This window comes from Sorangium sp. So ce295, assembly GCF_051527405.1.
Lineage (GTDB): Bacteria > Myxococcota_A > Polyangia > Polyangiales > Polyangiaceae > Sorangium > Sorangium cellulosum_B.
In genome coordinates this window covers 11,630,707-11,656,568 of the sequence record NZ_CP150324.1, presented here as the reverse complement: position 1 = coordinate 11,656,568, position 25,862 = coordinate 11,630,707, and the positions used below count along the sequence as shown (strand labels likewise).

At 71.6% G+C, this 25,862-nt stretch carries 19 protein-coding genes; 7 read left to right on the top strand and 12 right to left on the bottom strand.

The annotated features are described in order from the left end of the window. Positions 1-242 precede the first annotated feature (242 nt). The 4 genes from acs to grxC form a co-directional block, all read right to left on the bottom strand. Positions 243-2,210, bottom strand: coding sequence for an acetate--CoA ligase (gene acs, locus WMF11_RS44200; protein ID WP_437905103.1), 1,968 nt, complete (start codon positions 2,208-2,210; stop codon positions 243-245). A gap of 343 nt (positions 2,211-2,553) precedes the next feature. Then, positions 2,554-3,786 carry a hypothetical protein gene (locus WMF11_RS44195; protein WP_437975041.1) on the bottom strand — a complete coding sequence of 411 codons (1,233 nt, stop codon included), beginning with the start codon at positions 3,784-3,786 and terminating at the stop codon, positions 2,554-2,556. A 7-nt stretch (positions 3,787-3,793) separates the two neighbouring features. Continuing rightward, complete coding sequence (locus WMF11_RS44190) at positions 3,794-5,449, bottom strand: serine/threonine-protein kinase (protein ID WP_437905101.1); 1,656 nt, start codon at positions 5,447-5,449, stop codon at positions 3,794-3,796. A gap of 190 nt (positions 5,450-5,639) precedes the next feature. Then, positions 5,640-5,933 carry a glutaredoxin 3 gene (gene grxC / locus WMF11_RS44185; protein WP_044966993.1) on the bottom strand — a complete coding sequence of 98 codons (294 nt, stop codon included), beginning with the start codon at positions 5,931-5,933 and terminating at the stop codon, positions 5,640-5,642. Between the two features lie 80 nt (positions 5,934-6,013). On the opposite strand from grxC, the gene WMF11_RS44180 reads away from it, so the two are divergent. The 4 genes from WMF11_RS44180 to WMF11_RS44165 all read left to right on the top strand — a co-directional run bounded on the left by WMF11_RS44180 (position 6,014) and on the right by WMF11_RS44165 (position 10,425). Further along, on the top strand, positions 6,014-8,629 hold the full coding sequence (locus WMF11_RS44180) for an ATP-dependent Clp protease ATP-binding subunit (RefSeq protein ID WP_437905100.1): 2,616 nt from the start codon (positions 6,014-6,016) through the stop codon (positions 8,627-8,629). A 287-nt stretch (positions 8,630-8,916) separates the two neighbouring features. Further along, a complete protein-coding gene (gene rplU, locus WMF11_RS44175) occupies positions 8,917-9,225 on the top strand; it encodes a 50S ribosomal protein L21 (protein WP_437712533.1) in 309 nt (102 codons plus the stop codon). Between the two features lie 14 nt (positions 9,226-9,239). Next, positions 9,240-9,497 carry a 50S ribosomal protein L27 gene (rpmA, locus tag WMF11_RS44170; RefSeq protein WP_272102141.1) on the top strand — a complete coding sequence of 86 codons (258 nt, stop codon included), beginning with the start codon at positions 9,240-9,242 and terminating at the stop codon, positions 9,495-9,497. Between the two features lie 85 nt (positions 9,498-9,582). After that, entirely contained in the window at positions 9,583-10,425 is an 843-nt protein-coding gene (locus WMF11_RS44165) for an HAD family hydrolase (RefSeq protein WP_437905099.1), read from the top strand. A 73-nt stretch (positions 10,426-10,498) separates the two neighbouring features. On the opposite strand, the gene WMF11_RS44160 is transcribed toward WMF11_RS44165, so the two are convergent. Together WMF11_RS44160 and recD2 are read right to left on the bottom strand one after the other, a co-directional pair. Continuing rightward, positions 10,499-11,635 carry a tetratricopeptide repeat protein gene (locus WMF11_RS44160; protein ID WP_437546498.1) on the bottom strand — a complete coding sequence of 379 codons (1,137 nt, stop codon included), beginning with the start codon at positions 11,633-11,635 and terminating at the stop codon, positions 10,499-10,501. A 418-nt stretch (positions 11,636-12,053) separates the two neighbouring features. After that, positions 12,054-14,477 carry an SF1B family DNA helicase RecD2 gene (recD2, locus tag WMF11_RS44155; protein WP_437975040.1) on the bottom strand — a complete coding sequence of 808 codons (2,424 nt, stop codon included), beginning with the start codon at positions 14,475-14,477 and terminating at the stop codon, positions 12,054-12,056. Between the two features lie 201 nt (positions 14,478-14,678). Here recD2 and WMF11_RS44150 point away from each other — a divergent pair, with 201 nt between their 5' ends. Continuing rightward, positions 14,679-15,917 (top strand): LysM peptidoglycan-binding domain-containing protein, encoded by a 1,239-nt coding sequence (locus WMF11_RS44150; protein WP_437975039.1) that lies wholly within the window; start codon positions 14,679-14,681, stop codon positions 15,915-15,917. A 72-nt stretch (positions 15,918-15,989) separates the two neighbouring features. Here the strand turns inward: WMF11_RS44150 and WMF11_RS44145 are convergent, their stop codons facing one another. From WMF11_RS44145 to WMF11_RS44125, 5 genes are all read right to left on the bottom strand, one after another. Continuing rightward, a complete protein-coding gene (locus WMF11_RS44145; RefSeq protein WP_437975038.1) occupies positions 15,990-16,622 on the bottom strand; it encodes an AMIN-like domain-containing (lipo)protein in 633 nt (210 codons plus the stop codon). Positions 16,623-16,685: 63 nt separating this feature from the next. Continuing rightward, positions 16,686-17,216 (bottom strand): thioredoxin, encoded by a 531-nt coding sequence (locus WMF11_RS44140; protein ID WP_437905096.1) that lies wholly within the window; start codon positions 17,214-17,216, stop codon positions 16,686-16,688. 32 nt (positions 17,217-17,248) lie between these two features. Next, positions 17,249-18,589: a protein kinase domain-containing protein gene (locus WMF11_RS44135; RefSeq protein ID WP_437975037.1), complete on the bottom strand. Its 1,341-nt coding sequence runs from the start codon at positions 18,587-18,589 to the stop codon at positions 17,249-17,251. A gap of 269 nt (positions 18,590-18,858) precedes the next feature. Further along, positions 18,859-19,755 (bottom strand): hypothetical protein, encoded by an 897-nt coding sequence (locus WMF11_RS44130; protein WP_437905094.1) that lies wholly within the window; start codon positions 19,753-19,755, stop codon positions 18,859-18,861. Positions 19,756-19,807: 52 nt separating this feature from the next. After that, positions 19,808-20,731 (bottom strand): hypothetical protein, encoded by a 924-nt coding sequence (locus WMF11_RS44125; protein WP_437975036.1) that lies wholly within the window; start codon positions 20,729-20,731, stop codon positions 19,808-19,810. 696 nt (positions 20,732-21,427) lie between these two features. Between WMF11_RS44125 and WMF11_RS44120 the strand changes: the two genes are divergently transcribed. Further along, positions 21,428-23,047, top strand: a complete 1,620-nt coding sequence (locus WMF11_RS44120) for an AgmX/PglI C-terminal domain-containing protein (protein WP_437975035.1) — start codon at positions 21,428-21,430, stop codon at positions 23,045-23,047. An 83-nt stretch (positions 23,048-23,130) separates the two neighbouring features. On the opposite strand, the gene WMF11_RS44115 is transcribed toward WMF11_RS44120, so the two are convergent. Continuing rightward, a complete protein-coding gene (locus WMF11_RS44115; RefSeq protein ID WP_437911089.1) occupies positions 23,131-24,633 on the bottom strand; it encodes an amino acid permease in 1,503 nt (500 codons plus the stop codon). 290 nt (positions 24,634-24,923) lie between these two features. On the opposite strand from WMF11_RS44115, the gene WMF11_RS44110 reads away from it, so the two are divergent. Continuing rightward, positions 24,924-25,847, top strand: coding sequence for an alpha/beta hydrolase (locus WMF11_RS44110; protein ID WP_437975034.1), 924 nt, complete (start codon positions 24,924-24,926; stop codon positions 25,845-25,847). Positions 25,848-25,862 lie beyond the last annotated feature (15 nt).

The window sequence follows — 25,862 nt, the reverse complement described above, 5'->3', positions numbered from 1 at the left end:
CCGCGACGATGCAGAGGATCAAATTCTCCGGCGCGAACGAGGTGATCCGACCGTAAGCCGCGGGATGCCGGTCGTGGGCCGCCGTCGCTCTTCCCTGGGCCGAGCGCGGCGGAAGAGCCGCAGGATCGAGCTCTTCCGTGGGGTCTCCTCCCCTCCGCCGAGGAGCAGGCGCTTCGCCGTCGCGCGCGGCGCCTTCGCGTCGGTCGCAGGGGCACGGCCGCGCCCCTGCGCCGCCGCGGGGCTCACTCCTCTTCTTGCTGGCGGAGCTTCGCCATGACGCTCAGGTCCTCGAGCGTCGAGGTATCACCGGTCAGCTCTCGACCAGCGGCGACGTCCTTCAGGAGCCGGCGCATGATCTTGCCGCTGCGGGTCTTCGGCAGGGCGTCCGCGAAGCGGATGGCGTCGGGGCGCGCGAACTTGCCGATCTCCTTGGCGACGTGCTCGGCGAGCTTTGCCTGGAGCTCCGGCCCGGCCTTCACCCCCGGCCGGAGCGAGACGAACACCACGAGCGCCTGTCCCTTGAGGTCGTCCGGGCGACCGACCGCGGCCGCCTCTGCGACGGAGGGGTGCGACACGAGCGCGCTCTCGATCTCGGCCGTCCCGATGCGGTGGCCGGCCACGTTCAGCACGTCGTCGATGCGGCCGACGACCCAGAAGTAGCCGTCCTCGTCGCGGCGCGCGCCGTCGCCGGTGAAATAGCAGCCCTCGACGTCGCTGAAGTATTGCTTCCGGAAGCGATCGTCGTCGCCCCACACCGTGCGCAGCATCGACGGCCACGCCTGCTTCAGGACGAGCAGCCCGCCCTCGCCCGCCGCGACGGGCTTGCCGTCCTTCGTCACGACCTCGGGCACGACGCCGAACATCGGCAGCCCGGTCGACCCCGGCTTCGAGGACGACGCGCCGGGCAGCGTGGTCATCATGATCGAGCCCGTCTCCGTCTGCCACCAGGTGTCCACGATCGGGCAGCGGCCGCCGCCGATGGTCCGGTGGTACCAGACCCACGCCTCGGGGTTGATCGGCTCGCCGACCGAGCCGAGGAGCCTGAGGCTCGACAGATCGCTCTTCGCGGGCCACTCGTCGCCCTGCCGCATGAAGGCGCGGATGGCCGTGGGGGCGGTGTAGAGGATGGTGACCCCGTGCTTCTCGATCAGCCTCCAGAAGCGGCCCCAGTCGGGGAAGTTCGGGGCGCCCTCGTACATGAGGCACGTCGCGCCGTTCGAGAGCGGGCCGTACACGATGTAGCTGTGGCCCGTCACCCAGCCGACGTCGGCGGTGCACCAGTAGACGTCGTCGTCGCGCAGATCGAAGACGTACTTCGTCGTGACGTGCGCGCCGACCAGGTAGCCGGCGGTCGTGTGGAGCACCCCCTTGGGCTTGCCGGTCGAGCCGCTCGTGTAGAGGATGAAGAGCGGGTGCTCGGCGTCGACGACCGTCGGCTCGCAGGCCGGGGCGGCCCCGGCGAGGAGGTCGTGCCAGAAGACGTCGCGGCCCTCCGTCATCTCCACCTCGCAGCGCTCCTTGCCGAGGTGCTGGTACACGACGACGCGCGTCGCGCTCTTCGCCTCCGGCTGCGCGAGCGCCTTGTCGACGGTCGCCTTCAGCGGCACGACCTGCCCGCGCCGGTACGCGCCGTCCTGCGTGATGACGAGCTTGGCCTGGCTGTCGTGGATGCGGTCGCGGAGCGCGTCCGCGGCGAAGCCGCCGAACACGACGGTGTGCACCGCGCCGAGGCGCGCGCAGGCGAGCATCGCCACGGCGACCTCTGGGACCATGCCCATGTAGATCGCGACCCGGTCCCCCTTCTCGATGCCGAGCCGCTTGAGCGCGTTGGCGAGCAGCAGCGTCTCGCGGTGGAGCTGGGCATAGGTCAACGTGCGCGTGGCGCCGTGCTCACCTTCCCAGATGATGGCGGCCTTGTTCTTGGTGGCCGTCGTCAGGTGTCGATCGAGGCAGCTCTCCGTGACGTTGAGGGTCGCGCCGAGGAACCACTTGGCGTGCGGCAAGGACCAGTCGCTGGTCGTGGTCCACGGCGTGCGGAACACGAGGTCGCTCGTCTCCCGGCGCCAGAACGCGTCCGGCTGCTCGATGCTCTCGCGGTAGAGCGCCTCGTAGGTCGCCTGCGCGCCGACGCGCGCACGACGCGAGAACTCGGCCGGCGGCTCGAACCGGCGCGTCTCCTTGAGCAACGACGTGATGGCATCCTGCGACATGGTCACCCCTTGAGGGGACGGCGGCAGCCGATCCCCGACTGACGTTGAAGGGGACGGCGGCAGCCGATCCCCGACTGACGTTGAAGGGGACGGCGGCAGCCGATCCCCGGCTGACGTTGAAGGGGACAGCGCGAGCCGATCCCCGGCTGACATTGAAGGGGACGGCAGCAGCCGATCCCCGGCTGACACGATTGAAGAGGACGGCAGCAGCCGATCCCCAGCCCATGCTCCCCGCTGGAGAGCGCGGCGAACCCTCTACGGCTCACCGCGAGGGCGTGCGAGGATACATCCGTCAAGCGGCAGAACAAGGATGGAACGAGCGGCCGGGATCGGCAGAGGCCGATCACCAGAACGCATAGCCGGCGTGCAAGCTGCCTCCCAGCTGCAGCAGCACGGCCGAGTAGAGCGTGACGTCGTCCTGATCGCTGTTCTTGTAGCTGATGCCGCGCGACGACTGGAAATAGCTGTCGAGCGAGAACCCGAGGAGCACGCCCCCGAGGTCCAGCTCGACGCCCACCTCGGAGAACACGAACGCGTTCACCCCTGCGGCCTTCTGGCACAGGCCATTGCAGATGTCTCCGTCCTGCGTCTTGATGCTGTCGAACTTCACGGAATCGTAGGTGAGACCGCCCCCGATCGAGCCCACGAACCGCCAGGTCTGCCCAGGGGTCATCAGGCGGACGTTCAGCCCGAGGCGCGTCGAGCCGAGCGTGTAACTGGCGTTCGGGTAAGCGGGGTCGTCCGAGCCGGTCGCGATGTTCGCGTACTGGAGCATCACGTCGAACGCCGCGGGGGTGTTCACGCGGTATCCCACCCGGATCGAGCCAGCCCCGCCGCTGTTCGCCTCCGGCGCCGGGAAGGCTCGCGGGTGGCCGAGCGGCCAGAGCAACGACGCGGCGCCGATCACGTAGTAGCCCTGCGGCGGGAGCGAGAGGGGCACCGGCTTCGGCGGAGGGGGCAGGGGCGGCGTGAACGGCTGCGCCGCCGGGGTCGCGGGGGCTCTGTCCGGGACCAGCGCGAGCTTCACCTTCTTGTCGCGCTCGCCGCTCACGACGGTGACGCTCTCGTCGGCGCTCGCGTGCCCCTCGGCGCGCGCGCCGATGCGGTGCACCCCCGGCCCGAGCTCCACGACCCGCGTCCCCGAGGACGAGGGGGGCTGTTCCTCGCCGTCGATGATCAGCGTGGCGGTCTGTGGGCTGAGCTCGATCGTGAGATGGGCGAGGAGCGCGCGCATCTCCTCGATGGCGCCGCGCGCCGTCTTCTCGTCGCCCTCATCCATCGTGTCGCGGTGCTGCGCGAGCGCGCGCTCGAGCGCCGCGATGGCCCTCGGGTAGTTGAAGAGGGCCTTCTCGGCGAGCGCGATGTTGAACAGCGGGCTGGCCTTCGGCTTCTCCTTGTAGGCCGCCTCGAACTCGACGACCGCGGCCCGGTAGTTCCTGTCCTGGAACAGCTTGATGCCGTTCTCCATGTGCTGCCGGTACGGCTCGACCTGCGCGAGCGCCGGCGAGAGCTGCACGGTCAGGCCGAGCGTCGCCGCGCAGAGCGCCAGCGTGAGTCGTCCGAGTGATCTGCCCAATCCCGCCTCAGTCGACCTTGAGCTGCAAACCAGCCGCGACCCCCGCGGGCTTCTGCGTCGCGACCGCCGGGGCGGCCTGCGCCGGACCGGCGGCCTTCGCCCCGGCGCCAGCGCCCCTGGGGCGGGCCGCGAAGGGGAGCGCCGTCGCCTTCTTCGGGCTGGGCTCGGCCTTGGGCGCCGGAGCGAGCGCGACGGGCGCCGCGGTCGTGGCCTCGGCCGGAGGCGGCGCCGGTGTCACGGCCGCCGGCAGCGGGTGGAGCAGGACGTCGATCGGGGAGTTGCCGTCCTGGAGCGTCACCTCTTTGTCCACGGGCGTGTAGCCGGAGGCCTCGATCCGCACACGCTTCGTCTCGCCCGTGCGGCCGCGCAGCGTGCGGTCGGCCAGCGCCGCGCCGTCGACGGTGAAGAGGGCGCCTTCGGCGTTCGTCCGGAGTTCGACGGAGACCTGGGTGGGCAGCGCAGGCGCGGTGGCCACCGTGCCCGCCTCCGACGAGCGGCGCGCGTGAAGGACCGCGCCGGCGAGCCCGCCAACCAGCGCGACAAGCGCCACCGCGGCGAACGCGAGCCGCCGCGGGCCGCGCGCTCCCGTCTGCCCGCTGCTCGACCAGCCCACCTTCGAGCCGCTCCCGTGCACCTCGAGCGTCGGATCCAGCCCGATGCTCGGATCACCCGGTGTCTGCTTGGCCGGCGTCTGCCCGAGGGCGCCAGGAGCGCTCGTCGTGTGCGCTCCGAGCTCGTCGCTCGAGCTGCGCCGTGACGCGAGGAGCCCGCCGGCGCCGGCGACGAGGGCGTCCAGGAAATCTCGCGCGGAGGAGAACCTCGCGTCCCTGTCCCGCGTGAGCGCCTTCGCGATCACGCGCGCGATCGGCTCGGGGACGGCCGGGTTGCTCATCCGCACGTCGAGGGCGTCCTTCATGCAGATGTTGACGATCACCTGCTCGTACGAGCCGCCGCTGTGCGGCGGGTGTCCCGTGAGGCACTCGTAGAGGATCGCGCCGACGGCCCAGAGATCCGTCCTGCCGTCCACGTCGGGCATCGCCTGCGCCTGCTCCGGCGACATGTAGAACGGCGTTCCGAGCACCGTGCCCTGCCGGGTCAACGTGTGGGCCGGAGCGCCGTCGGCGCGGCGCACCTTCGAGATGCCGAAGTCCAGGATCTTGGCGAAGTTCGGGTCGTCGTCGCGGTCGACCAGGAAGACGTTGTCCGGCTTGAGGTCGCGGTGGACGATGCCCGCCTCGTGGGCGCGGTGGAGGCCGCGGAGCAGCTGCGCGGTCACGTGGAGCGCCTCGCCGAGATCGAGCCTGCCGCAGCGCCGGATGCGGTGGCCCAGATCCTCGCCCCGGAGCAGCTCCATGACGAGGAAGGGGATGTCGTCGGCGAAGCCGGCGTCGAAGATCTCGACGATGTGCGCGCTCTCGACGGCGCTCGCCGCCTGCGCCTCGCGGTGGAACCGCGCCACCGCGTCCTTGTTCTGCGCGAGATCGGCGTCGACGAACTTCATCGCGACGCGCTTGCCGATGGCGGTATTCACCGCCTCGTAGACCGTGCCCATCCCGCCACGCCCGATCGTCCGTACGATTTCGTACTTCTGAACCCGCTTTCCGACGTACGCCCCCTCGGCCAGCTGGGTCGCTGCGGCGGTGGTGTCGGTGCTGCTAGGCATGGCGGTTCGACGTGGGGGAAGCGGACGAAGCCCGTGAAGCCCTTTGGACGAACCGCATCAAAGAAAGCTGCGCCCCGTCCCCGCGCGGCAGCTTATCACCTCCCCACGCCGGGGTGCACCTTCGCCGGCGGGGCCCGAGGGGTGCGTCCGACGAGGATTCTCCGTCGTACCTTAGCCACCCTCATCCGCCTCAGCGCGGCATGGGGGGTGCGTCCGCGCTCGGCGCCTCGCCGAGGCGCGGATCGAGCCCCCCCTCCTTGTCCAGGGCCGACAGGTCGCTGAATCCGCCGATGCTGGCTCCATTGATGAAGATCTGAGGAACCGTCCGCTGCCCGGAGGCCTTGACCAGCCAGGCGCGGAGGTCATCGCGGTTCTCCACGTTGATCTCCGTGAAGCGCGCCTGCTTCTGGGTCAGCAGGCGCTTCGCCATGGCGCAGTATGGGCAGTAGTCGGTGACGTAGATGGTGACTTCGGCTGCTTGCATGGGCATCTCGTCCTCTTTCCTTTCCCGGGCAGGCCAAAGATGCAAGCGCACAGGGCTCCACCTTGCGGTAGGCTGCGCGCATGGCCGAGAAAGAGGGCACGATTCACCTCGATCGCTATACCGGCGACGCGAAGCAGGTCGTCGCCGGCGCACAGCAGATCGCGGACGAGCGCCAGCACGCGGAGGTCACGCCGCTGCACCTGCTCATGAGGTTGCTGGAGCGCGACCGGGGCGTGTCCGAGGTCTTTCGGCGGGCGGGCGCCGACCCGAACGAGGTGCTCCAGCTCGCCGAGAACGCCCTGAAGAAGCTGTCCAGGGCGGGCAGCAGCGGTGTTGCCTACGTGAGCCCTCGCCTGCTCGATCTGCTCGGGCGCGCCGAGCGGGAGGCGACCCGGGACAAGTCGCAGAACGTGGGCATCGAGCACCTGTTGCACGCGCTCGCCCAGGAAATCCGCGGGCCTGCCGGGGAGATCCTCTCTTCGTTCGGCATCGGTCCGGGCGCGTTCCGGCCGCACCTCGGGGCGCTGGAGGCGGCCTCGCGGGAGCCCTCGCCCGCGCCGGCCAACGCGGCCGAGCCGGGTCAACCCGCGCCCTACACGCGGGACCTCGTCGCTGACGCGCGCGAAGGGCGGTTCGACCCGGTCATCGGCCGTGACGTCGAGGCGCGCCGCTTGCTGCAGATCCTCGAGCGGCGGTTCAAGAACCACCCCCTCATCGTCGGTGAGCCCGGCGTGGGCAAGACCGCGCTCATCCGGGGCCTGGCCGACCGGATCGCGCACGGCGACGTGCCCACGAACCTCGCGGGCGCCCACCTCTACGAGCTCGACACCGGCGCGCTCGTCGCCGGCGCGAAGCTCCGCGGGGAGATCGAGCAGCGCCTCAAGGTCCTGGTCGATCGGCTGCGCGGCGAGCAGGACGCGGAGAGCATCCTCGTCGTCGAGGATCTCGACGCGCTCTTCGGCCAGGGGGTGCAGGGCGCCGGTGTGGGCGAGCTCCTGAAGCCGCTCCTGTCGCGCGGGGAGATCCGGATCATCGCCACGACGACGCCCGAGGGGGTGCGCAAGATCAACGAGCGCGATCCCGGGATCATCCGGCGCTTCTCGACGATCACGCTGGAGGCGCCGAGCATCGATCAGGCGACGGAGATCCTGCGCGGGATCGCCACGAAGTACGAGGCCCACCACCGCGTCCGGGTGGGGGAGAGCGCCATCACCTCGGCGGTCGCGCTGGCCAAGCGGTACATCTCGGATCGCGCGCTCCCCGACACGGCGGTGGACCTGCTCGACGAGACGTCCGCCCGCAAGCGGGTGGAGGTCGACGGCGTGCCGGCCGAGCTCGACACGCTGACCCGGCGTGTCGACGCGCTCCGCGCCCAGATCGCCGCGCTCGCGGACGACGAGGACAAGCTCAGCGTCCAGACCCGCACACGCCTGGAGGCGGAGCTCGCGGAGATCGAGCCGAAGGCGTCGTCGATGCGCAGCCGCAACGCGTCGCGCCGCGGCGTCATCGCGGCGTGCCAGGCCATCCGCCGGGAGCTCGTCGCCGCGACGGAGGCCTTGAAGGCTGCCCAGCGCGACAAGGCGTTCGCCAAGATCGGCGAGCTCGAGCACGTCACGCTCCCGGAGATCAGGCGGCGGCTCCAGGCCGCGGAGGAGGCCGCGCAGCGGGAGGGGGTCGCGCCGACCTCGAACGTCGTCGGCGAGTCGGACGTGGCGGCGACGCTCAACGACTGGACCGGGATCCCGGTGGCGAAGATGCTCGAGGGCGAGGCCGAGAAGCTCCTCAAGATGGAGGCGCGGCTCGCGCAGCGGGTGGTGGGTCAGGACGAGGCGGTGCGCGCGATCGCGAAGGCGGTGCGCCGCGGGCGCGTCGGCCTGCGCGATCCGGGCAAGCCGATCGGCTCGTTCCTGTTCCTCGGCCCGAGCGGCGTCGGCAAGACGGAGCTCGCGAAGGCGCTCGCCGAGTTCCTGTTCGACGACGAGCAGGCGCTGACGCGCATGGACATGAGCGAGTTCATGGAGCGCCACATGGCCCAGCGCCTGATCGGCGCGCCCCCGGGCTACGCGGACAGCGAGCAGGGCGGCTTTCTCACCGAGGCCGCCCGGCGCCGGCCGTACAGCGTGCTCCTGTTCGACGAGGTCGAGAAGGCCCACGCGGACGTGTTCAACCTGCTGCTCCAGATCCTCGACGACGGCCGGCTCACCGACGGCCGCGGGCGGCTCGCCGACTTCTCGAACACGGTCGTCATCATGACCTCGAACATCGGGTCGAAGCGCGTGCTCGAGACCGACGCCAAGCTCTGGACCACGGAGGACGGGCGCGAGGCGATCCGCGATGTCCTGCTCGAGGAGCTGCGCGGGTTCTTCCGCCCCGAGTTCCTGAACCGGGTCGACGACATCGTCGTCTTCAAGGCGCTCAGCAAGGAGGACCTCCGGGGCATCGTCGACATCCAGCTCCGTCGGCTGGAGCAGCTGCTCACGGACAAGGACATCCGCCTCGCCCTCACGGACGCCGCGAAGGCCCGGCTCGTCGAGCTCGGTTACGAGCCGAGCCTCGGCGCTCGCCCGCTGAAGCGGGCGATCCTGCGCGAGCTCCAGAACCCGCTCGCCGAGACCATCCTCGCCGGCGGGTACCAGCCCGGCCAGACGATGCAGGTCGACGTGGTCGACGAGAAGTTCGTCTTCACCAAGGCGTGAGGGCGAAACAGGCGCGCGGTACGCGGCGAGCGGCGAGCGCGACCCGCGCCGCGACCGGGCGCGCGGTCCGGGCTGCGCTTTGCAGGGGCTTTCCAGGGCCTTGCCCACGCGCGGAGGCCGCGGGCGTCGCTCCGGCGAAGAACCTGGGCGACGCCGCTGCGAACCACTTGCCAAGCCGGAGAAGGTCCGTATACTGCCGCTCCCGCGCTCACCGGGCCCTCCGATCGAGGGCCATTTGCGTGACGTATGGCGAGGGATCGCGGTCCCCAGGTTGAGGAAGACGCACCATGTACGCGGTCATCAAGACGGGCGGCAAGCAGTATCGGGTCGCCGAAGGTCAGAAGCTCCGGGTTGAGAAGCTTGTCGGCAATGCCGGTGACAAGGTCACCTTCAGCGAGGTGCTCCTCGTCGGCGGTGACTCTCCCAAGGTTGGCAAGCCCCTCGTGAGCGGCGCCTCCGTCGCCGCCGAGATCACCGGGCAGGACCGCGGCAAGAAGATCGTGGTCTTCAAGTTCAGGCGGCGGAAGAACTACCGTCGCAAGAACGGCCATCGCCAGCCGTACACCGAGCTCAAGATCACCGGCATCACCGCCTAGCAGGAGAAGTAGAGATGGCTCACAAAAAAGGCGGCGGCTCCTCCAGGAACGGCCGCGACTCAAGCGCACAGCGCCGTGGGGTCAAGGTGTACGCCGGGGCGCCCGTGCGCGCTGGCAACATCCTGGTCCGGCAGGTCGGCTCCTCGATCCACGCCGGCCACAACGTCGGCACCGGCCGCGACTTCACGCTCTTCGCCCTCGTCGACGGCGTCGTCACGTACGAGTGGAAGTCCAACACCAAGAAGCAGGTGTCGGTCTACCCGGCTTCCTGAGCCTCCCTCACCGGGAGGGCGTCCTGATCCGTTCCATCCCGTCCCGCCTGCTGCGCTCCACGCGCTTCCGAGCTACTCAAGCGCGGTGACGACCTACAAACTCCTCGCCCTCGACGTCGATGGGACCCTCGTCCGTCGTGATGGGTCCATCCACGACGAGGACCTCCGCGCCATCCAGCGGCTCCAGGATGCCGGTGTCCCGGTCTCGATCGCGACCGGGCGTCTGTACTCGGGGACGCGCGAGGTCGCGCGGCGGATCGGCGTGCTCGGCCCCATCGCGTGCGTCGACGGCAGCCACATCGTGCACACCGAGGGCGACGCGCACCTGTACTCGCGCACGATCTCCGGCGCCGAGGCGTCCCTGCTGCGCTCGATCACCGAGCGGCATGCGACGGCGTCGTTCCTGTTCGCGCAGGACAGCATCGTGCACGACGCGACCGGCGCGCCGCACGTCCACTATGTCCGGGGCTGGTCGCACGCCATCGCCGAGGTCGAGCGCGTCTCGTCGCACCCGTACTGGGAGCACGACCACGGCCTGCTCGCGCTGGTCGCGCTCGGGACCGAGCTCCAGGTCGCGGCGGCCGTCGAGGAGGTCCGAGCCGAGCTCGGTGAAGCGGCCTTCGTCGTCTCGTTCCCCCTCATGCGGGACGACCAGACGAGCCTCTTCGCGATGATGGTCCGGGCCGCTGGGCCGACGAAGGGCACGGCGATCGCGTGGCTCGCGGAGCACCACGGCTGCGAGCTGTCGGACGTGGTCGTCGTCGGCGACTGGCTCAACGACGTGCCGATGTTCGAGGTAGCGGGGCGCTCGTTCGCCATGGCGCAGGCGCCCGAGCAGGTGAAGCAGGCAGCGACGGACCGCCTGAAGGCCGACGGCCTGGTGGGCGGCGGCATCGCCGAAGCCATCCGCCGCGCCTTCGGTCACTGAGCGCCGGCAGACGGGGAGCGCCGAGGGCAGCGGAGGAGCGCCGCTCAGCGCTCCCCCACCGCCTTCGTGCCCGTCAGGCCTTGCGCTGCTGCGCCGGCTGGGCCGCCGCGGCGAGCTGCTGCTGCTGCTGCTGCAGGTACTGAGCGACGGCGCGCGACCGCTCGATGGCGAACTGCTTGACCTCCTTGTTCGGAGAGCCCGCGAGGGCGTTCAGCAGCTTGGTCACCTTCTCGAGCTGGCGCGACTGGAACAGCGCCTCGAAGTAGTTGTTCGCCAGGCGCACGTCGCGGCTCATCTTCGCCTCGTGCGGCTGGAGCAGGCGGACCACCGCCTCGAGGTCGTTCTTCTGCCCGTAGAGCGCCGACAGGCAGAGCAGCGCCAGCGGGTTGTCCGGGTTCTGCGCGACCGCCTTCTTGGCGTACTCGACCGCCTTGTCCCGCGTCTCCTCGTTGGCCGCGTAGAAGCCCTGGATCGCGATGTACGGCGCGGCCGTCTTCTTGTCGGCCGAGAACTTCTCGATCGCGGCGACCGCGCTCGCCTCGTCGCCGCGCTGCTTCTCGTACTGGAAGAGGTAGGCCCACGCGTCGATGCAGTCCACGTCGATCGAGAGCGCCTTCTCGATGAACTCGCGCTCCTTCGCGTCGTCCTTCTTCGCCTGGTAGAGCTTCGCGAGGTGCAGCGAGGGGTAGGGGTTGTCCTTGAGCAGGTTCTGCGCGCCCTTCAGCGTCCCCTCGGCCTTGTCGTGCTTGTCCTGCGAGAGCTGCGCGATGCCGAGCGCGAGCCAGTCGTCGCCCGTGCCGCCCTTCGCGACCACCTTCGAGAGCACCTGCTCGGCGCGCGCCAGCCGGTTGTGCTTGAGGAGCTCCTGCGCGTAGATGCGCCCGCGGTTCAGGTCGTCAGGCTGCTCAGTCCAGTGCTTCTCGAGCCCCGCGAGCAGGTCCTCCAGGCCGATCGCGATCGGGCGCCCCTGATCGTCCTGCACCTGCACCGCCGGCCCGTTGAAGCCGAGGAGCTGCCACATCTGCTCGAGGGTCACCGCCGCGGGACCCTGCTCCAGCAGGCCCTTCAGCTCGTCGGTCGGCTTGTTCATCGGGATGACGATGAGCGCGTTCCCCGGCACACCGTTCGGAAACGCGCTCACGGGCGCGACGATCGCCGCCCCTCCGGTGATGTTGAGCCCACCCGCCTGCTGCTGTCCGTTGGTCGTCATCGTCGATGCTCCGAGATCTCTCCCCCACGCGCGCCGAGGCGCAGGCATCGCCCAGCCTCGCCCCGGTACCCTGCGCGCCGTCATGATGGGGGCCGTAGTTCGTGTAGAAGGGGCGCGAACGCTAGCAGGGAGGGCCCAGCCGGGCAACGGGGGAGCTCGGAGCGCGCGCGGCCTCATCGCGGCCGTCGCGTTCGGGTCAGACGCGCTTCCGCCGCTTCCGCCGCCTCCACCGCTTCCACCCGTGAATCCGCGCGTCGCGACCGTGAACCTCGCCGCGGTCCCGGTGCTCGAAGCCGGCTGCGCCGCTGCGGTTCGCGTCGCCGTCGCCGCCTCGCGGTCGCTCGTGTGATCCCTGTCGTGCTCGCTGTCGCTATCGCCGTCTCGGACGCCCATCTCGCTCGCCCTCTCGGCCGCCGTCCTAGTCGAGTCGTGGGCCGGCGGCGAGGGGTGCCTCGAGCGTGCGCGCCGATCCGCGGCGCGCCGGCGCGCCGCCGCGCAGCCGCTCCGCGAGGTGCGTGCGGCGCTCCTCGCGGCGGGTCTCCGCCAGCGCCAGCGACACGGCCCGCGGATCCGCCACGAGCACCACGAGCCGCTTGCCGCGCGTCACCGCCGTGTAGATGAGGTTGCGCGACAGCATCACGAAATGCTGGGTGAGGATCGGCACGATCACCGCCGGATACTCGCTTCCCTGGCTCTTGTGGATGCTCGTCGCGTAAGCGAGCGTCAGCTCGTCGATCTCCGCTTCCTCGTAGCTGACCTCGCGATCGTCGAAGCGCACCTGGAGCTTCCGCTCCTCGGTGTTCACGTCGGTGATGAAGCCGACGTCGCCGTTGTACACCTCACGGTCGTAGTCGTTGCGGAGCTGCATCACCTTGTCGCCGAGCCGCAACGTCCTCGCGCCGCGCGTGACGCTCGGGCCCTCGGGGTTCAGCGCCGCCTGCAGCCGCGCGTTCAGCGTGATCGCCCCCGCCTCGCCCTTGTGCATCGGCGTCAGGACCTGGACGTCGCGCCGCGGATCCAGCCCGAACCCCTTGCCGATGCGCTCCGTCACGAGGTGGAGGATCAGATCCGCCGCCGCCTCGGCCTCGATCCGCTCGATCACGTAGAACTCGCCGCCGGGCCCGCGCGCGCCCTCCGGCGGCTCGCCGTCGTGGATCCGGTGCGCGTTCCGGACGATGAGGCTGCCCTCGGCCTGGCGGAAGATCTGCGTGAGCCGCACCGTGGGCACCTCGCCGGAGGCGATCACGTCCCGCAGCACCGCGCCCGGCCCCACCGACGGGAGCTGATCGACGTCGCCCACCAGCACGAGGCGCGCGCCGTCGGACGTCGCCTGCAGGAGCGCGTCGGCGAGCGCCAGGTCGAGCATCGACGCCTCGTCGACCACGATGGCCCCCGCCTCGATCGGCCGGCCCCGCTGGCGGCCGAACTTGCGCTGCTTGGGATCGAACTCCAGCAGGCGGTGGAGCGTGACGGCCTCGCGCCCGGTCGCCTCGCTCATCCGCTTCGCGGCGCGGCCCGTGGGCGCGGCGAGCCGCACCGGGAGCCGGGCGCGGTCGAAGAGCGCCAGGATGGCCCGGACGATGGTCGTCTTGCCCACGCCCGGGCCGCCCGTGATGACCAGCACCTTGTTCCGCGCCGCCTGCGCCACGGCGTCCCGCTGGGCAGGCGCCAGCGAGACCTGCGTCTTCGCCTCGAACGCGGCGACCGCCGCGTCGACGCCCTCCACGAGGCGCGCCTCGGGCGCCGCGCCGTCCTCGCCGTCGCCCAGCAAGGAGCGCATCCGGCGGGCGAGCCGCACCTCGGCCTCGTGGAGGTCCTTCGGGTAGACGGCGATCTCGCCGGTCTCGAGCGTCTCGACCCGCACATGGCCGCTCGCCACCAGCGCGTCGATCGCGTTGTCGACCTCGGCGGCGTCGCGCTCGAGCATCGCCGCGGCGAGCTCCGCGAGCTCCGGCCGCGCCGCCAGCGTGTGGCCGCGCGTCGACAGATCGACCAGCGTCTGCAGCACGCCCGCCTGCGCCCGCTCCGGCGAGTCGGCCCGGACGCCGATCGAGCGCGCGATCCGGTCGGCGGTCTTGAAGCCGATGCCCCACACGTCGAGCGCGAGCCGGTACGGGGAGCGGGAGACGATGTCGATCGCGTGGGGGCCGAACCGCTTGTAGATGCGGCTCGCCAGCGCCGGGGAGGCGCCGTGCGCCTGGAGGAAGATCATGATGGCCCCGATCGCCCGCTGCGCCGCCCACGCCTTCGCGACGGCCTGCGCCCGCCGCTGGCCGAGCCCGGGGACCTCGGCGAGCCGCTCCGGCGACCGGTCGAGGATCTCCAGCGTCTCGGTGCCGAACGCCTCCACGATCCGCTTCGCGTACGCCGGGCCGATGCCCTGCACCATGCCGGACCCGAGGTAGCGCTCGAGCCCATCGAGCGTGGCGGGGGCGATCGGCAGCAGGGTCTCGACCTTGAGCTGCTCGCCGTGCTTCGGATCGCGCTCGTAGCGCCCCGTCGCGCGCACGCGCGTGCCCGGCCCGACCGGCGGGAGCACGCCTACCCAGACCTCCGGCGGGGCGCCGGGGGTGACCTCCACCCGCAGCACCCGGAAGCCGCTCGACTCGCTCTCGTACGTGACGCGGACGACCTCGCCCTCGACCGTCGCCGGCCCGTTGCCCGCCGCCTCCCGGGCCGAGAAGAGCTTCTGCTGGCTCCCGCCGCCCGGCTGCCGCTCGCCGGTCCCGCCCGTGCGCTCGCCGCGATCGTCGTGGCGCGGCGCGTTGTCCGGCGCCGGCGCCGGCGCGGCTGCCCCCCGGGCCGCCCGATCGGGGCGGCCGCTCCGCTGGGACGGTTGCACGAGGGCAAGCATGTAGCCGCCGGCGCGGCGGCGGCAACGTCCTCGTGCGCGGACGCGAGCGCCGCTGCAGAACATCGCGCAACGCCGCATAGCGCCCCCGTAACCTGGGCTCACGCTGAACGCGCGTCGCGTGGAGCGCGCCGCACGCGAGCGCGGGGCCGCGGTTGGCGTCGCTCCCTCGTGTCAGTATAGTGGCCCGCGATGGGGCGCCGCAGCTTGGTTTCCGTCCTCTGCGCCCTCCTCCTCGCGGGCTGCGCCGGGAGGGCGCCGGAGGCGGCGCGGTCCAAGGATGGCCTGCTGCGCGCGGCCTCCGGGGTCTCCTCGGAGCAGCGCGGCGCCTCGCCTTCGCTCGCGCCCGGGACGGCGGCGGAGGAGGCCGCGCTCGCGGACGCCCACGATGGCGAGGTCGACGACGACGAGGGTGAGGTCGACGACGGCCTGGAGCTGCCGGCGGATCCGGGGACCGGGGCGCGGGCGCACTCGCCGCTCTCGGCGATGACCGAGGCCCAGATCGAGGAGCTTTTCTCGAAGGATCCCGCGGCGCTCGGGCCGATGTCGCTGGGCGCGACCAACGCGGGCGCGCTGTTCAACGGCGTCCGGATGCCCGAGGGCGATCGGTGGGAGCTCGTCGATCCGGCCCACGCCTGGGGGACGCGCGAGACGATCGACGCGCTCGACCGGGCGATCGCCGAGGTGCACCGGCAGTTCCCGGGGAGCCCGAAGCTCTACATCGGGCACATCAGCGCCCGGGAGGGCGGCCGCCTCTCGCCGCACAAGAGCCACCAGGCCGGGCGCGACGTCGACATCAGCTATTTCCTCGACGCCCGGCACCGCTGGTACCAGCGGGCCACGGCGGCGAACCTCGATCGGGAGCGCACCTGGGCCTTCGTCCGGGCGCTCGTCACCGAGACCGATGTGGAGCTCATCCTCATCGACAGCAGCGTGCAGCGGCTGCTCAAGGAGCACGCGTTGAAGATCGGGGAGGACAAGGACTGGCTCGACGAGGTCTTCCAGCTCGGTTCGAGGAAGCTGCGCCCGCTCGTCCGCCACGCCCGGGGGCACGCGAACCACATCCACGTCCGGTTCTACAGCCCGATCGCGCAGGAGTCGGCCGCGCGCGCGTATCCGCTGCTCGTGAAGCGCGGGGCGATCAAGCCCACGTCGCAGTACGTGCGCCACACCGCGAAGAAGGGGCAGACCCTGGGCTCGCTGGCCCGGCAGTACGGCACCACCGTGGAGGCGATCAAGCGGGCCAACGGCCTTCGATCCACGGCGATCCAGGCGAAGCGCGTCTACAACATCCCGCGGCCGTCCAGCGGCCCCGCCGCGCCGCCGAAGCAGGTCGTCGTGCCGCCGCGGCGGCTGCCCCCGCCGAAGGCGGCCGACGCGCCTCCACCGCCGGCGCGCCACGGCGAGCCCGGGCCCGCGCTGGACGGCTGAGCGGCGGGAGGCGCGCCGCGCCCTGCGGCCCGCCCGCGGCGCGGGGAGCCGCAGGGTGCCGTGGACGCGGCCTCAGTGCTTCACGTCGACGACGAGCCGCGCCGGCTTGGTCAGCTCGAGGACGCGGTACCGGTTCGGCGACGAGACCCCGAGCACCCAGGTCACCTCGGCCTCGAAGTCGCACGTCCGCTCGATCTCGCGCGCCACGCCGAGCGCGAGCTTCCGCTCGCGGAACGGGACCGTGGCGTTCCCCGCGTCGTTGTGCGCCGCCGCGGGGGTCATCCGCACCGCGAGCCATCCGTCGCCCGCGATCTCCGTCGCCTCGCCCGAGCCGCACTGGCGCACCGGCTTGTCGATGTAATCGATGTGGTAGCCCGGCACCGCGTCCCCCTCGAACTCGAACACGACGCGGTCGTAGTGCTCGTGCCGGGCCGTTCGCACGTCGCGCAGGACCGCGACCTTCGCGCCGGCGCGCGGCTTGTCGGTGGCGCCCGCGGTGCCCTCGAACGCGTCGGTGCTCGTGGGATCGGCCTCCTTCGGTGGCCGCGGGGTGGGCGGCACGTCGTCCACTGCTGGCTCGGCGGAGGCGCGCGTGTCGATCGGCGTGACGTTCGGCATGGGCTGGGCAGGCTCGCTGCCGGCGCCGTTGCGGCAGCCCGCGGCGAGCGACACGGCGGCTGCGAGCAGCAGGGAGGCGGTCCTCATGAGGTCCCTTCCATGGTGCCGCGGCCTCCGCGCGTCCACCGAGACGCCGGCGCGCCTCGAGGATCACCGCGCCGAGGCCCGCGCTCGGCTCAGGATGGCCGAGAGCCGGGGCACGATCTCGTCCACCGCGCGCTCGCCCTTCACCGAGCCCTCGACGCGGAGGGGCGTTCCCCGGCCGTCCTCGCCGGGCACGACGAAGAGCGGGATCATCTCCGACGCGTAGCCGGCCTCGGCGAGCCGCTCCCGATCGCGGTCGAGGTCGAACTCCAGCAGGCGCAGCGCAGGCAGGACCGCGTCGAGCTGGCCGGCCTTCACCGCGTCGTGAAACCTCGTGCACGGCTCGCACCAGGGCGCGCCCACGTAGACGACGAGCTCGCGGCCCTCCCGCCGCGCGCGCTCCCGCGCCTGCTGCACCAGCGCGGCGAGCTCGCCGCCCTCCGGCGCCGGCTCGAGCTCGGCCCGCTGCGCCGCCGGCCGCGTGGCCCCGCTCCCGGCGGCCGGCTGGGAGGTCTCTTCCCGCGAGCAGCCGAGCAGCGCCGCGAGACAGAGGACCAGCCCAGCGCAAACCGACCCCTTCCTGCCATGAGCGTTCACGTCGTCGTTTGCCTCTCGGCCAGGGTCTTTGCTCAGGGCCGGCCGCGCTGCCAGCGATCAGGGCAGCACCAGCTTGAGCGAGAACACGTAGTCGACGTTGACGCCTCGACGGGCATGGGGGCGGCCTGGACGGCGGCAGGGGTGTTCGTGGCGTCCGGCCCGCGCCGGCCGAGCGCCAGCACCAGGCCCCCGCCGACGAGCGCCGCCACGAGCGCGACCAGGTAGAGGGACACGGTCGCGTGACGGGGCGGGGCGACGGAGCCGCTGAAGGTCGCGGGGGCCTGCGGCGGAGAGAGCGAGTCGAGCTGCGTCGGGCGAAGCGACACGAGCTGCTCGCTGGGAGAGGGCGAGAAGGCCGAGATGCGGAGCTCCGAGATCGACGACGCGGAGGGCAGCGCGCCCCGGGGCTGCGCCAGGGACAGGCGGTCCGGGACCGAGGCCCGTGAGGCGTGCGAGACGTGCGAGACGTGCGAGACGTCGAACGGCTCGCCCGCCGCGCTCTTCAGCGCGGTGAGGCACTCCCTCATCGACTGGAAGCGCCTGTCAGGGCTCTTCTCGAGACACCGCATCACGATGGTCGTCATCGCCGGCGACACGAGCGCGCCCTGAGCGCCATCGGCGAGCGGCGGCGGCGGCTCGCTGACGTGCGCCATGAGCGTCGCCGAGGCCACCTTCCTGTCGAACGGCGCCCTGCCGCAGAGCATCTCGTAGAGCAGGACGCCGAGCGCATAGACGTCCGCGCGCGGCGAGAGCTCGTGGCCCATCGCCTGCTCCGGAGCGGTGTACTTGGGAGAGCCGATGAACACGCCCCTCTGCGTCAGCTCGTCCAGCTGCCGCCCCGAGACGTCCTTGACCAGGCCGAAGTCGAGCACCTTGACGAAGTCCTTCTCGTCCTCCTGGTCGACGAGGAGCACATTGCCCGGCTTGAGATCCCGGTGCACGAGGCCGAGGCCGTGCGCCTCGGCGAGCGCGCGGCAGATCTGCCGCGCGATCCGGCCCGCGCGCGCCTCCGGGAGCGCGCCCTCGTCGTGGAGCACGCGGTGGAGCGTGCGCCCGGCGATATACTCCATGGCCATAAAGTAGATCCCGCGCGGATCGTCCCGGCCGTAATCGAAGACCGTGACGGAGTTCGGGTGGGTGAGCCTCGCCGCGGTCGCGGCCTCGCGCGAAAAGCGTCGAAAGAACTCCGGATCTTGCTCGAGGCGCTCATCGGGGAGGAGCAGCTTGAGGGCGCAGATCCGGCCCAGCGCGAACTGCTCTGCCCTGTAGACCCTGCCCATCCCCCCGCGCGCGATGAGCGAGATGATCCGGTATCGATCGGCGATCGTCGCGCCGATGAGGGGGTCTTGACCGCTGCTCCTGGCCGCGCCCATGGTTTTTACTATATGCGCGATGACGGGCGCGCCGCCACCCCAACTCGTGTGTTCTGGCCGACTGCGCGGCTCTGGATCAACGATGCGGCTTGGATCGTACGGCGGTGGAGCGCGAGCGATGCGGCGAGTTGCCGACACGTTTTCCTGACGGCCTCGCCCCACGGATCCGCCGCGGTTAACCAGCGAGCGCCGAACCATTGCGATCCGGTTTCGCGCGGCCCGCGCCCGCGCGCTGTCCAGCGCCGGGCGCCTCTCCTCCCGCGCGCCCGTCACAGCGCGGCGACATCGATGTCGACCTCGCGCGGCTCCTCGGTGACGCCGCTCGGCGTGGCCCCGGCGCCCAGGATCGCGCCCACGGTCAGGGTCAGGGTCACCTCTCCGCTCGTGAGGGGCGTGGCGACGTACTTCCAGCGCAGCCGCACGCTGCCGCCTCTCTCCCCCTCTGCCGAGAGCGCCTCCACGGCGCGCCGCTCGATCTCCGGCGCCGTGAGCGCGGTGCGGAGCCGGTGGCCCGTCGAGGCGATGGCGGGCCAGCGGATGAGGGCGCGGTTGAAGGTCCCATCGAGCGTGTGGGTCACGACTGCGCGGTGCCCCTGGACCCGGACGCCGTTCACGGCCCGGAACACGAACGTCTTGTAACGATGGACCTCCGGGGCGGAAGCCGCCGTTCCGTCCTGATCCTCGCGCAGCGTCCTCCGCTGCACAACGGCCCCGATCTCGTCGTTCGGTATGCCCCAGCTGTTCAGGCGCGCCAGCGCGTTCCGCTGGAAGAGCGCCTCATCCGGCGAGATCCGCGGCCCGCTCGGCGTCTTTCGCAGGACGAGCACCTGGCCGTTCGACGGGTCCTTCTCGTAGGTCCAGTCCGCCGACTCGCGCTCCGTCCGGCGCCCCAGCTCGCTGAGCGGCGTGAACTGCTGATCGGCCCCGATGAGCGAGCGCTGGATGAGCGCGTCATCGAATGAACGCAGCGTCAGCCGGGCCGCCGGGAGCCTCGCGGCGGGCGCCGTGGCGAGCTCCCGCGCGTCGAACGTGAACCCCTCGAGCGCCTGCGCGGCCGCGGCGATCTCGCTGTCTTCGCCGCCCCCTTCGGTCGCTACCTCCGGCGCCCCGCAGGCGATGAGGGTCATCGAGAGCGCGGCCCAGAAACCAATCGTTCGCGTCGTCATCGTCATGTCTCCTGTCGTTCGAATCCTTCGGGCAACACGCAGCGTTCGTCGTTCATCCGCCGGGCAGCACGCGCCCGTTCGAGGGGTCGCAGCCGGCGATGTAGTAGATGGTCGAGCCGGTCTTCAGTCCGGTGTTCTTCCGGTCGCGCCACCCGCCGTACTCGTACATGAGCTCCCGCGACGCGAACGACGAGCCGAACACGATCGAGACGGGGCAGTCGTCGTCGTTGCTGAACTGGCTGTCGTCGTAGGCCTCGTCGATCCAGTTCTCTCCCACCCCGTTGGAGATGGAGCTGATCGAGTAGTCACCCACGTAGTCCTTCACGTGATTGCCGCACGACGAGTCGCCGTGGAACGCGTTCCACATCGTCATGGTGCTGTCCGAGGTCGTGATCTGCTGACGGTATCCGCCGTTCTTCCACACGTCGTAGTCGCCCGACTGGCACGCTTTGACGACCGCGATCTCCAGATCCCCGCCCGTGCCCGGGTTGCCGAAGAGCATGTTCTCGTTCGTCAGGACGCGGCAGTCGTAGCTGCCGTTGCCCATGACCAGGCCGCTGAAGGCCGGCGTCGACGAACTCCCGGCGTCGTGCCAGCCGTGCGTGTGGATGAAGACGACATCGGCCTCGTCCGCGCCCGAGCCGGACGCCATGTCGTTCGCCGAGCACGCACAGGACGCCGCCTGGCTCGAGTCGGTCCAGTAGCTCCCCCGGGCGCTCGTGTTGTTGCGCGTCGAGACCTCGTCCCAGAGGGAGACCATGCTGAGGAGGTTGAACGTGCTCGCGAAGGCGGCGGCGGTGCTCGTGTGCACCGAGTGCGACAGGCTGGTGTCGTCCTCGCACTCCCCCGTGTGTCCGAAGTTCGCGACCCCGTAGACGTGCGTCTCGTGCTGCGCGCGCGCCGACGACGGCATCGCAAGGAGGCACCCGAGCACCGGAACCCCTGCGAGGACATGGAACAATCGCCTGTTGCTCATACGCTCGACTCCTTCGTTGTCTCGAACGGTGGATGTTCGCCGCGACCCGCCGCCCGGCGCGCGCTCCATGGGCGCGCCGCCCGTGGACCTCGGGCGTGGACCTTCGCCGGGCAGCGTCGACGGGCGCGGGCGTCAGCGCGCCGCGCTCCGTTCAGCGCGGTCGCGCGTCGTTGACGTCGACAACGGCGTCGACCTCGACGACGTCGCCAACGCACCCACGTTGTTCGCAGCTTCCGTGCCATCGCCTGGCGTCCGTCAACCGGGGCGTCGCGTCACCCCAGGCTTCAGCGATCTCCCTGGGATATGCGGGGATCGCGCCCACCCGTGCGCCGTCGACCGCCGTCGGCTGCCGTCGGCCGTCCTACGGTTCCGCTCGAGGTGGCGGCGCGATCCCGCGGGGTGATGGCGCGGGCCACCACCACCTCGAGGCGCCGGGCGGCGGTCCAGAAACTGGAACCCCCCGACGCCCGGATGCGCCGCTGAAAATCGCGGCGCGGCTCCGGAACCTGGGGCGGGCGGCGCTGTCGATCCCTGGCGTGGACGCGGTGAGCCGCGGCGCACGCAGAGAGCGGTGAAGCTCGCCGCGCGTGCGCCGGGGCGCGCCGAGAGAGGCGGGCCCTCGAGGGCTCGCTCCATTCAGACCGCTCGCCGCGCGGACATGCGCGCGAGCGCGAGCAGGGAAAGGGCTGTTCTCCGATGGACACGTTCAAGATGGCTCCGGGCATCGCACCCTCGAATCCATTCCTCAGCAACCTGCCCTTCAGCCCGTACCCGGCCATCGAGGCCGACGTGCCCGCGGACGCGCCGGAGGGCTCCTATACGTACGCGCTCGTCAAAAGCGCGCCGGACGTCCCCGCCGACGAGTGCGAGACCGACGCGCTGTCGCTCGAGGTGATCATCCGGTGGGGGAACACCCCGCTTCACGTGGCGCACCTGACGCCGCCGCGCGCCTTTCATGTCGGCGAGGCGGAGGGGGCCGGGGGCGTGTGCGATTTCTTCCTACCTGCGGAGCGCCTCGGCGCGGCGCGGGCGCCGCTCGTGCTCGTGAGCGAGGGTGGTGAGGTGAGCGCCGTCATCCCGCCGGGCGCGTCGGGATCCATCGACTTCGGCAGCTGCAGGATGACGATCGCGCAGGCGATCGCCGCCGGCCGCGCGGCGCCGTGCGCGGAGCTCGACGGGGCGCGGCGGATCACGTTGCCGCCCGGCGCTCGCGCGAGGCTGGAGCTCGGCGATTTCGGGTTCGAGGTGGCGGTGGGCAGGGCGGGCCGCCGCGTCGCGGGCAAGGCCGGCATGGACCGCCGCAACCTGCCGTTCACCGCGCTCTCGACGCTGCTCCACGTCGGCATGCTCGGGGCCATGGCCGCGTTCATGCCCCCGCTCGCCATGGCCGACGACGGCGGCGTGAGCGCGGAGCAGGCCTACCTCATGGCGCAGGCGATCGGCGCGATCGCCGAGAAGGAGCTGCCCGAGCCGAAGGACGTCGCCGACGCGAGCGGTCAGACCGAGCGCGAGGGCGGCTCCGGCGCGGCCGCGATGGGCGAGTCGGGCAAGGCCGGGAGCGAGACGAGCCGGAAGACGGGCGGGCGCTTCGAGATCCAGGGGCCGAAGGACAACCGCGACGTGCGGATCTCGCGGTCCCAGGCGCTCGACGACGCGGCGCGCTTCGGCATGATCGGCGTGCTCAACGCGGGGTCCGGCGGCGATCCGAACGCGCTCTCGGCGCCCTGGGGCGGCCCCGACACGCTCGGCAACGGCGAAAGGAGCGTGATCGGCAACATGTGGCGCGAGACGATCGACGAGTCGGGCGGCGTGGGCGGGCTCGGGTTGACGGGCGTCGGCGAGGGCGGCGGCGGGCATCTCATGGGCATCGGGATCGGGTCCATCGGCACCATCAACCACGGGAGCGGCGTCGGCGATGGGCCGGGCTTCGGCCCTGGCGGCGGCGCGTCGCGCTTCGCCAACGGCCCTGGCCACAAGGTGAGCGCGCCGCGCATGCGGGTCGGCTCGCCCTCGGTGTCGGGCCGGATCCCGCCGGAGGTCATCCAGCGCATCGTGCGCCAGAACTTCGGCCGCTTCCGGCTCTGCTACGAGAACGGGCTGCGCAACAGCCCGAACCTCACCGGGCGCGTGTCGGTCGGCTTCGTGATCGGCCGCGACGGGGCGGTATCGAGCGTCCACAACGGCGGCTCCGATCTGCCGGACGCCGGCGTGGTCTCCTGCGTGGTGCGCTCGTTCTACGGCCTGTCGTTCCCGCCGCCGGACGCAGGCATCGTGACCGTGACCTATCCCCTCCTCTTCAGCCCCTCTGGCGGCTGATTCCTCGCCTCGACCCCCCGAGAGGCTGATTCGCCTTCTCAGCCTCTCTGCCGGCTGCTGCGTCCCTCTCTTCCGCCGGATCCCTACGGCCCGCCGCGCGCGGCGATCTGCCCGACGGCCCGCTCCGCCTCCGCGATCTCCCGCTCTCGCTGCTGGATCATCACCCCCTGGGGCGGGCCCTGGAAGCGGCGGCGCTCCAGCGCGAACCAGACGACGGCCGTCACGGCGAAGACGATGAGCATGATACCAAGGGCCTTGTCGTTCGGCGGCTGGACGCTCACCACGATCAGCATCAGGCACGCGAGGACGCTGATGATCGCGAGCGGCCGGTACAGCGGGCCGAGGTCCCACGGGCCCATCTTCACCCAGGTGCGGCCGTAGGCGCGCACGCCCATCATCGTGGGCATCACGTACGAGATGTAGAGGAAGATCACGCAGACGGCCGTGATCGTCGAGTAGACGGGCGTGTACACCGTGAAGCCTATCGTCAGCGCGCTGACGACCCAGATCGCCGTCGCCGGCGTCCTGAACTTCGGGCTCACCTTGCGCAGCTGCTCCGAGAGCGGCAGCCCCCCGTCGCGGGCGAACGCGAAGGTCATGCGGGAGGCCGACGTCACCGTCGCCAGCCCGCAGAGGTACTGGGCCACCGAGATGCCGGCGTAGAGCGCGATCCGGAGGTTCTCCGGGATGACGCGCTCCATGACCCAGAAGAAGACGCCGCCGCCCTTCGACGCCGCCTCGTCCATATCGGGAATCGCGAGCACGATCGCGCTCAGCATCAGCGCCCCGAAGACGCCGGAGACGAGCACCGCCCGGACGATGCCCCGCGGGACCGTCTGCGCCGCGCCGATCGTCTCCTCCGACGTGTGCGCCGACGCGTCGTACCCGGTGATCGTGTACGCGGGCAGGAGGAAGCTCAGGAGGAACAGCGTGGTCATGCTGCCCGTCTCCGGCCACACGTCGCCCCCCTTCGGGCCGCTGTAGTTCGTGAACGTGACGAGCCGGCCGGGGTCGATCGCGGGCGCGTAGAAGAGCATCGCGGCGGTGAGGATCACCGAGACGACGAGGATGAGGTACCCGCTGAAGTCGGTGAGCAGCGTGGTGACGCGGATGCCGAGGTGATTGAAGAGCGCCTGCGTCCCCGTGATGAGCGTGACCCCGACGGCCTGCGTCACCAGCGCGCGATCCGGGGGCATCGCGGCGAGATCCACGCCGAACAGCGGGCCGAGCGAGCTCATGATGAACAGGTAGGCGCCGACGTTGATGGCCGCGAGGACGGTGATCAGCCCGATCAGGTTGAACCACGCGGTGGCCCAGCCGAAGCCCCGGCCGCCGAGGATCGAGGCCCAGTGGTACAGGCCGCCCGCGGTCGGGAACGCCGACGCGACCTGGCCCATCGTGAGCGCGATACAGAGCGTGAGCGCGCTGCACACCGGCCACCCGATGCCGATGCCGGCGCCGCCGACGCTGCAAAAGCCCATCTGGAACGACGTGATGCCGCCCGCGATGATGCAGATGATCGAGAACGAGATCGCGAAGTTGGAGAAGCCCCCCATCCTGCGCAGCAGCTCCTGCGCATAGCCCATGCTGTGGAGCGTCTTCACGTCGTCCGCGATCACGCCCTCCACGCTGCCCGGCGCGCCGCCTGCGCGCGGCCCGACGTCCCCCTTCGTCTCACGGCTCATGAGCGGTCCCCTTTCGTCACGGGTCTCTCGCCCGGGGCCGACGGAGCCGTGCGGGCCTCGTCAGGATCGGCGCGTCTCGCCGATGAGCGCTCCCCCGTTCGAGGGCCCTCGCCCGGACCCATGCAGCCTACATGGGGGCACGTGGGCCTGCCCAGGGCTGCGCCCGCGCCCCGCTGCTACCCTCGCCGCCGATGGCCGCCACGACGATCCCCCCGCTCTCGCGCCGGCGCGCGCTGCTCGGCCTCGCCGCGCTCGCCGCGCCCTCGTGCCGGCGAGGCTCCTCACCGCCGGCGCCGGAGGAGGCGTCCCCCTCGGCCTGGAAGGATCTCCCGTTCGAGCCCGCCTCCGAGGGCGAAGGCCCGCAGCGCGCGCTGCTGCTCGCGCCCGAGGCCGCGCCGGCGCCGCCGCTCCTCGTCGCGCTGCACGGGCGCGGCGAGGCGGTGCGAGGCCTCGAGGTCGGCGCGCGCGGGTGGCGCGACGACTACGGCCTCGACGCGGCCCTCCGGCGGCTCCGCTCGCCGCCGCTCACGCCGGACGATCTCGGGCAGATGGTCACGCCCGAGCGGCTCGCGCAGCTCAACGCCTCGCTCAAGGAGCACCCTTACCGCGGGCTCTGCATCGCCACGCCGTTCACGCCCGACCTCCGCGACCGCTCCGTCGAGGGGGCCGCGGGCTTCGGCCGTTTCCTCGTCGAGCGGCTCCTGCCGCGCGCGCGCGCCGAGGGCGGCTGCCAGGCCACGCGCGAGGCCACCGGCATCGACGGCGTGAGCCTCGGCGGCCGCCTCGCGCTGCTCGTCGGCCTGTCGTTCCCCGACGTCTTCGGCGCGGTCGGCGCCCTGCAGCCCGCGGTGCGGGCGGGCGAGGCGGAGGTGTTCTCCGCGCTCGCGCGCCGGGCCATGGAGCGCCGCGCGGTCGCGCTCCGGCTCGTGTCGAGCGAGGCCGACCCCTTCTTGCCCGCCATCCAGGCGCTCAGCGATCGGCTGCGGCAGGACGGCGTGATCCACACCCTGCTCGTCGTTCCCGGCCCGCACGACTACGCCTGGAATCGGGGGCCGGGCGGCGTTGAAATGGTGCTCTGGCACGAGCGGATCCAGCGCGGTTTGCCGCCGCCGTGATCGCGGCGGCCCGGC

Coding starts and splice junctions, on each gene's coding strand:
- acs (WP_437905103.1), bottom strand. CDS start 2,210: ATGTCGCAGGATGCCATCACGTCGTTGCTCAAGGAGACGCGCCGGTTC.
- WMF11_RS44190 (WP_437905101.1), bottom strand. CDS start 5,449: ATGCCTAGCAGCACCGACACCACCGCCGCAGCGACCCAGCTGGCCGAG.
- grxC (WP_044966993.1), bottom strand. CDS start 5,933: ATGCAAGCAGCCGAAGTCACCATCTACGTCACCGACTACTGCCCATAC.
- WMF11_RS44180 (WP_437905100.1), top strand. CDS start 6,014: ATGGCCGAGAAAGAGGGCACGATTCACCTCGATCGCTATACCGGCGAC.
- rplU (WP_437712533.1), top strand. CDS start 8,917: ATGTACGCGGTCATCAAGACGGGCGGCAAGCAGTATCGGGTCGCCGAA.
- rpmA (WP_272102141.1), top strand. CDS start 9,240: ATGGCTCACAAAAAAGGCGGCGGCTCCTCCAGGAACGGCCGCGACTCA.
- WMF11_RS44160 (WP_437546498.1), bottom strand. CDS start 11,635: ATGACGACCAACGGACAGCAGCAGGCGGGTGGGCTCAACATCACCGGA.
- WMF11_RS44150 (WP_437975039.1), top strand. CDS start 14,679: ATGGGGCGCCGCAGCTTGGTTTCCGTCCTCTGCGCCCTCCTCCTCGCG.
- WMF11_RS44145 (WP_437975038.1), bottom strand. CDS start 16,622: ATGAGGACCGCCTCCCTGCTGCTCGCAGCCGCCGTGTCGCTCGCCGCG.
- WMF11_RS44135 (WP_437975037.1), bottom strand. CDS start 18,589: ATGGGCGCGGCCAGGAGCAGCGGTCAAGACCCCCTCATCGGCGCGACG.
- WMF11_RS44130 (WP_437905094.1), bottom strand. CDS start 19,755: ATGACGACGCGAACGATTGGTTTCTGGGCCGCGCTCTCGATGACCCTC.
- WMF11_RS44125 (WP_437975036.1), bottom strand. CDS start 20,731: ATGAGCAACAGGCGATTGTTCCATGTCCTCGCAGGGGTTCCGGTGCTC.
- WMF11_RS44120 (WP_437975035.1), top strand. CDS start 21,428: ATGGACACGTTCAAGATGGCTCCGGGCATCGCACCCTCGAATCCATTC.
- WMF11_RS44115 (WP_437911089.1), bottom strand. CDS start 24,633: ATGGGCTATGCGCAGGAGCTGCTGCGCAGGATGGGGGGCTTCTCCAAC.
- WMF11_RS44110 (WP_437975034.1), top strand. CDS start 24,924: ATGGCCGCCACGACGATCCCCCCGCTCTCGCGCCGGCGCGCGCTGCTC.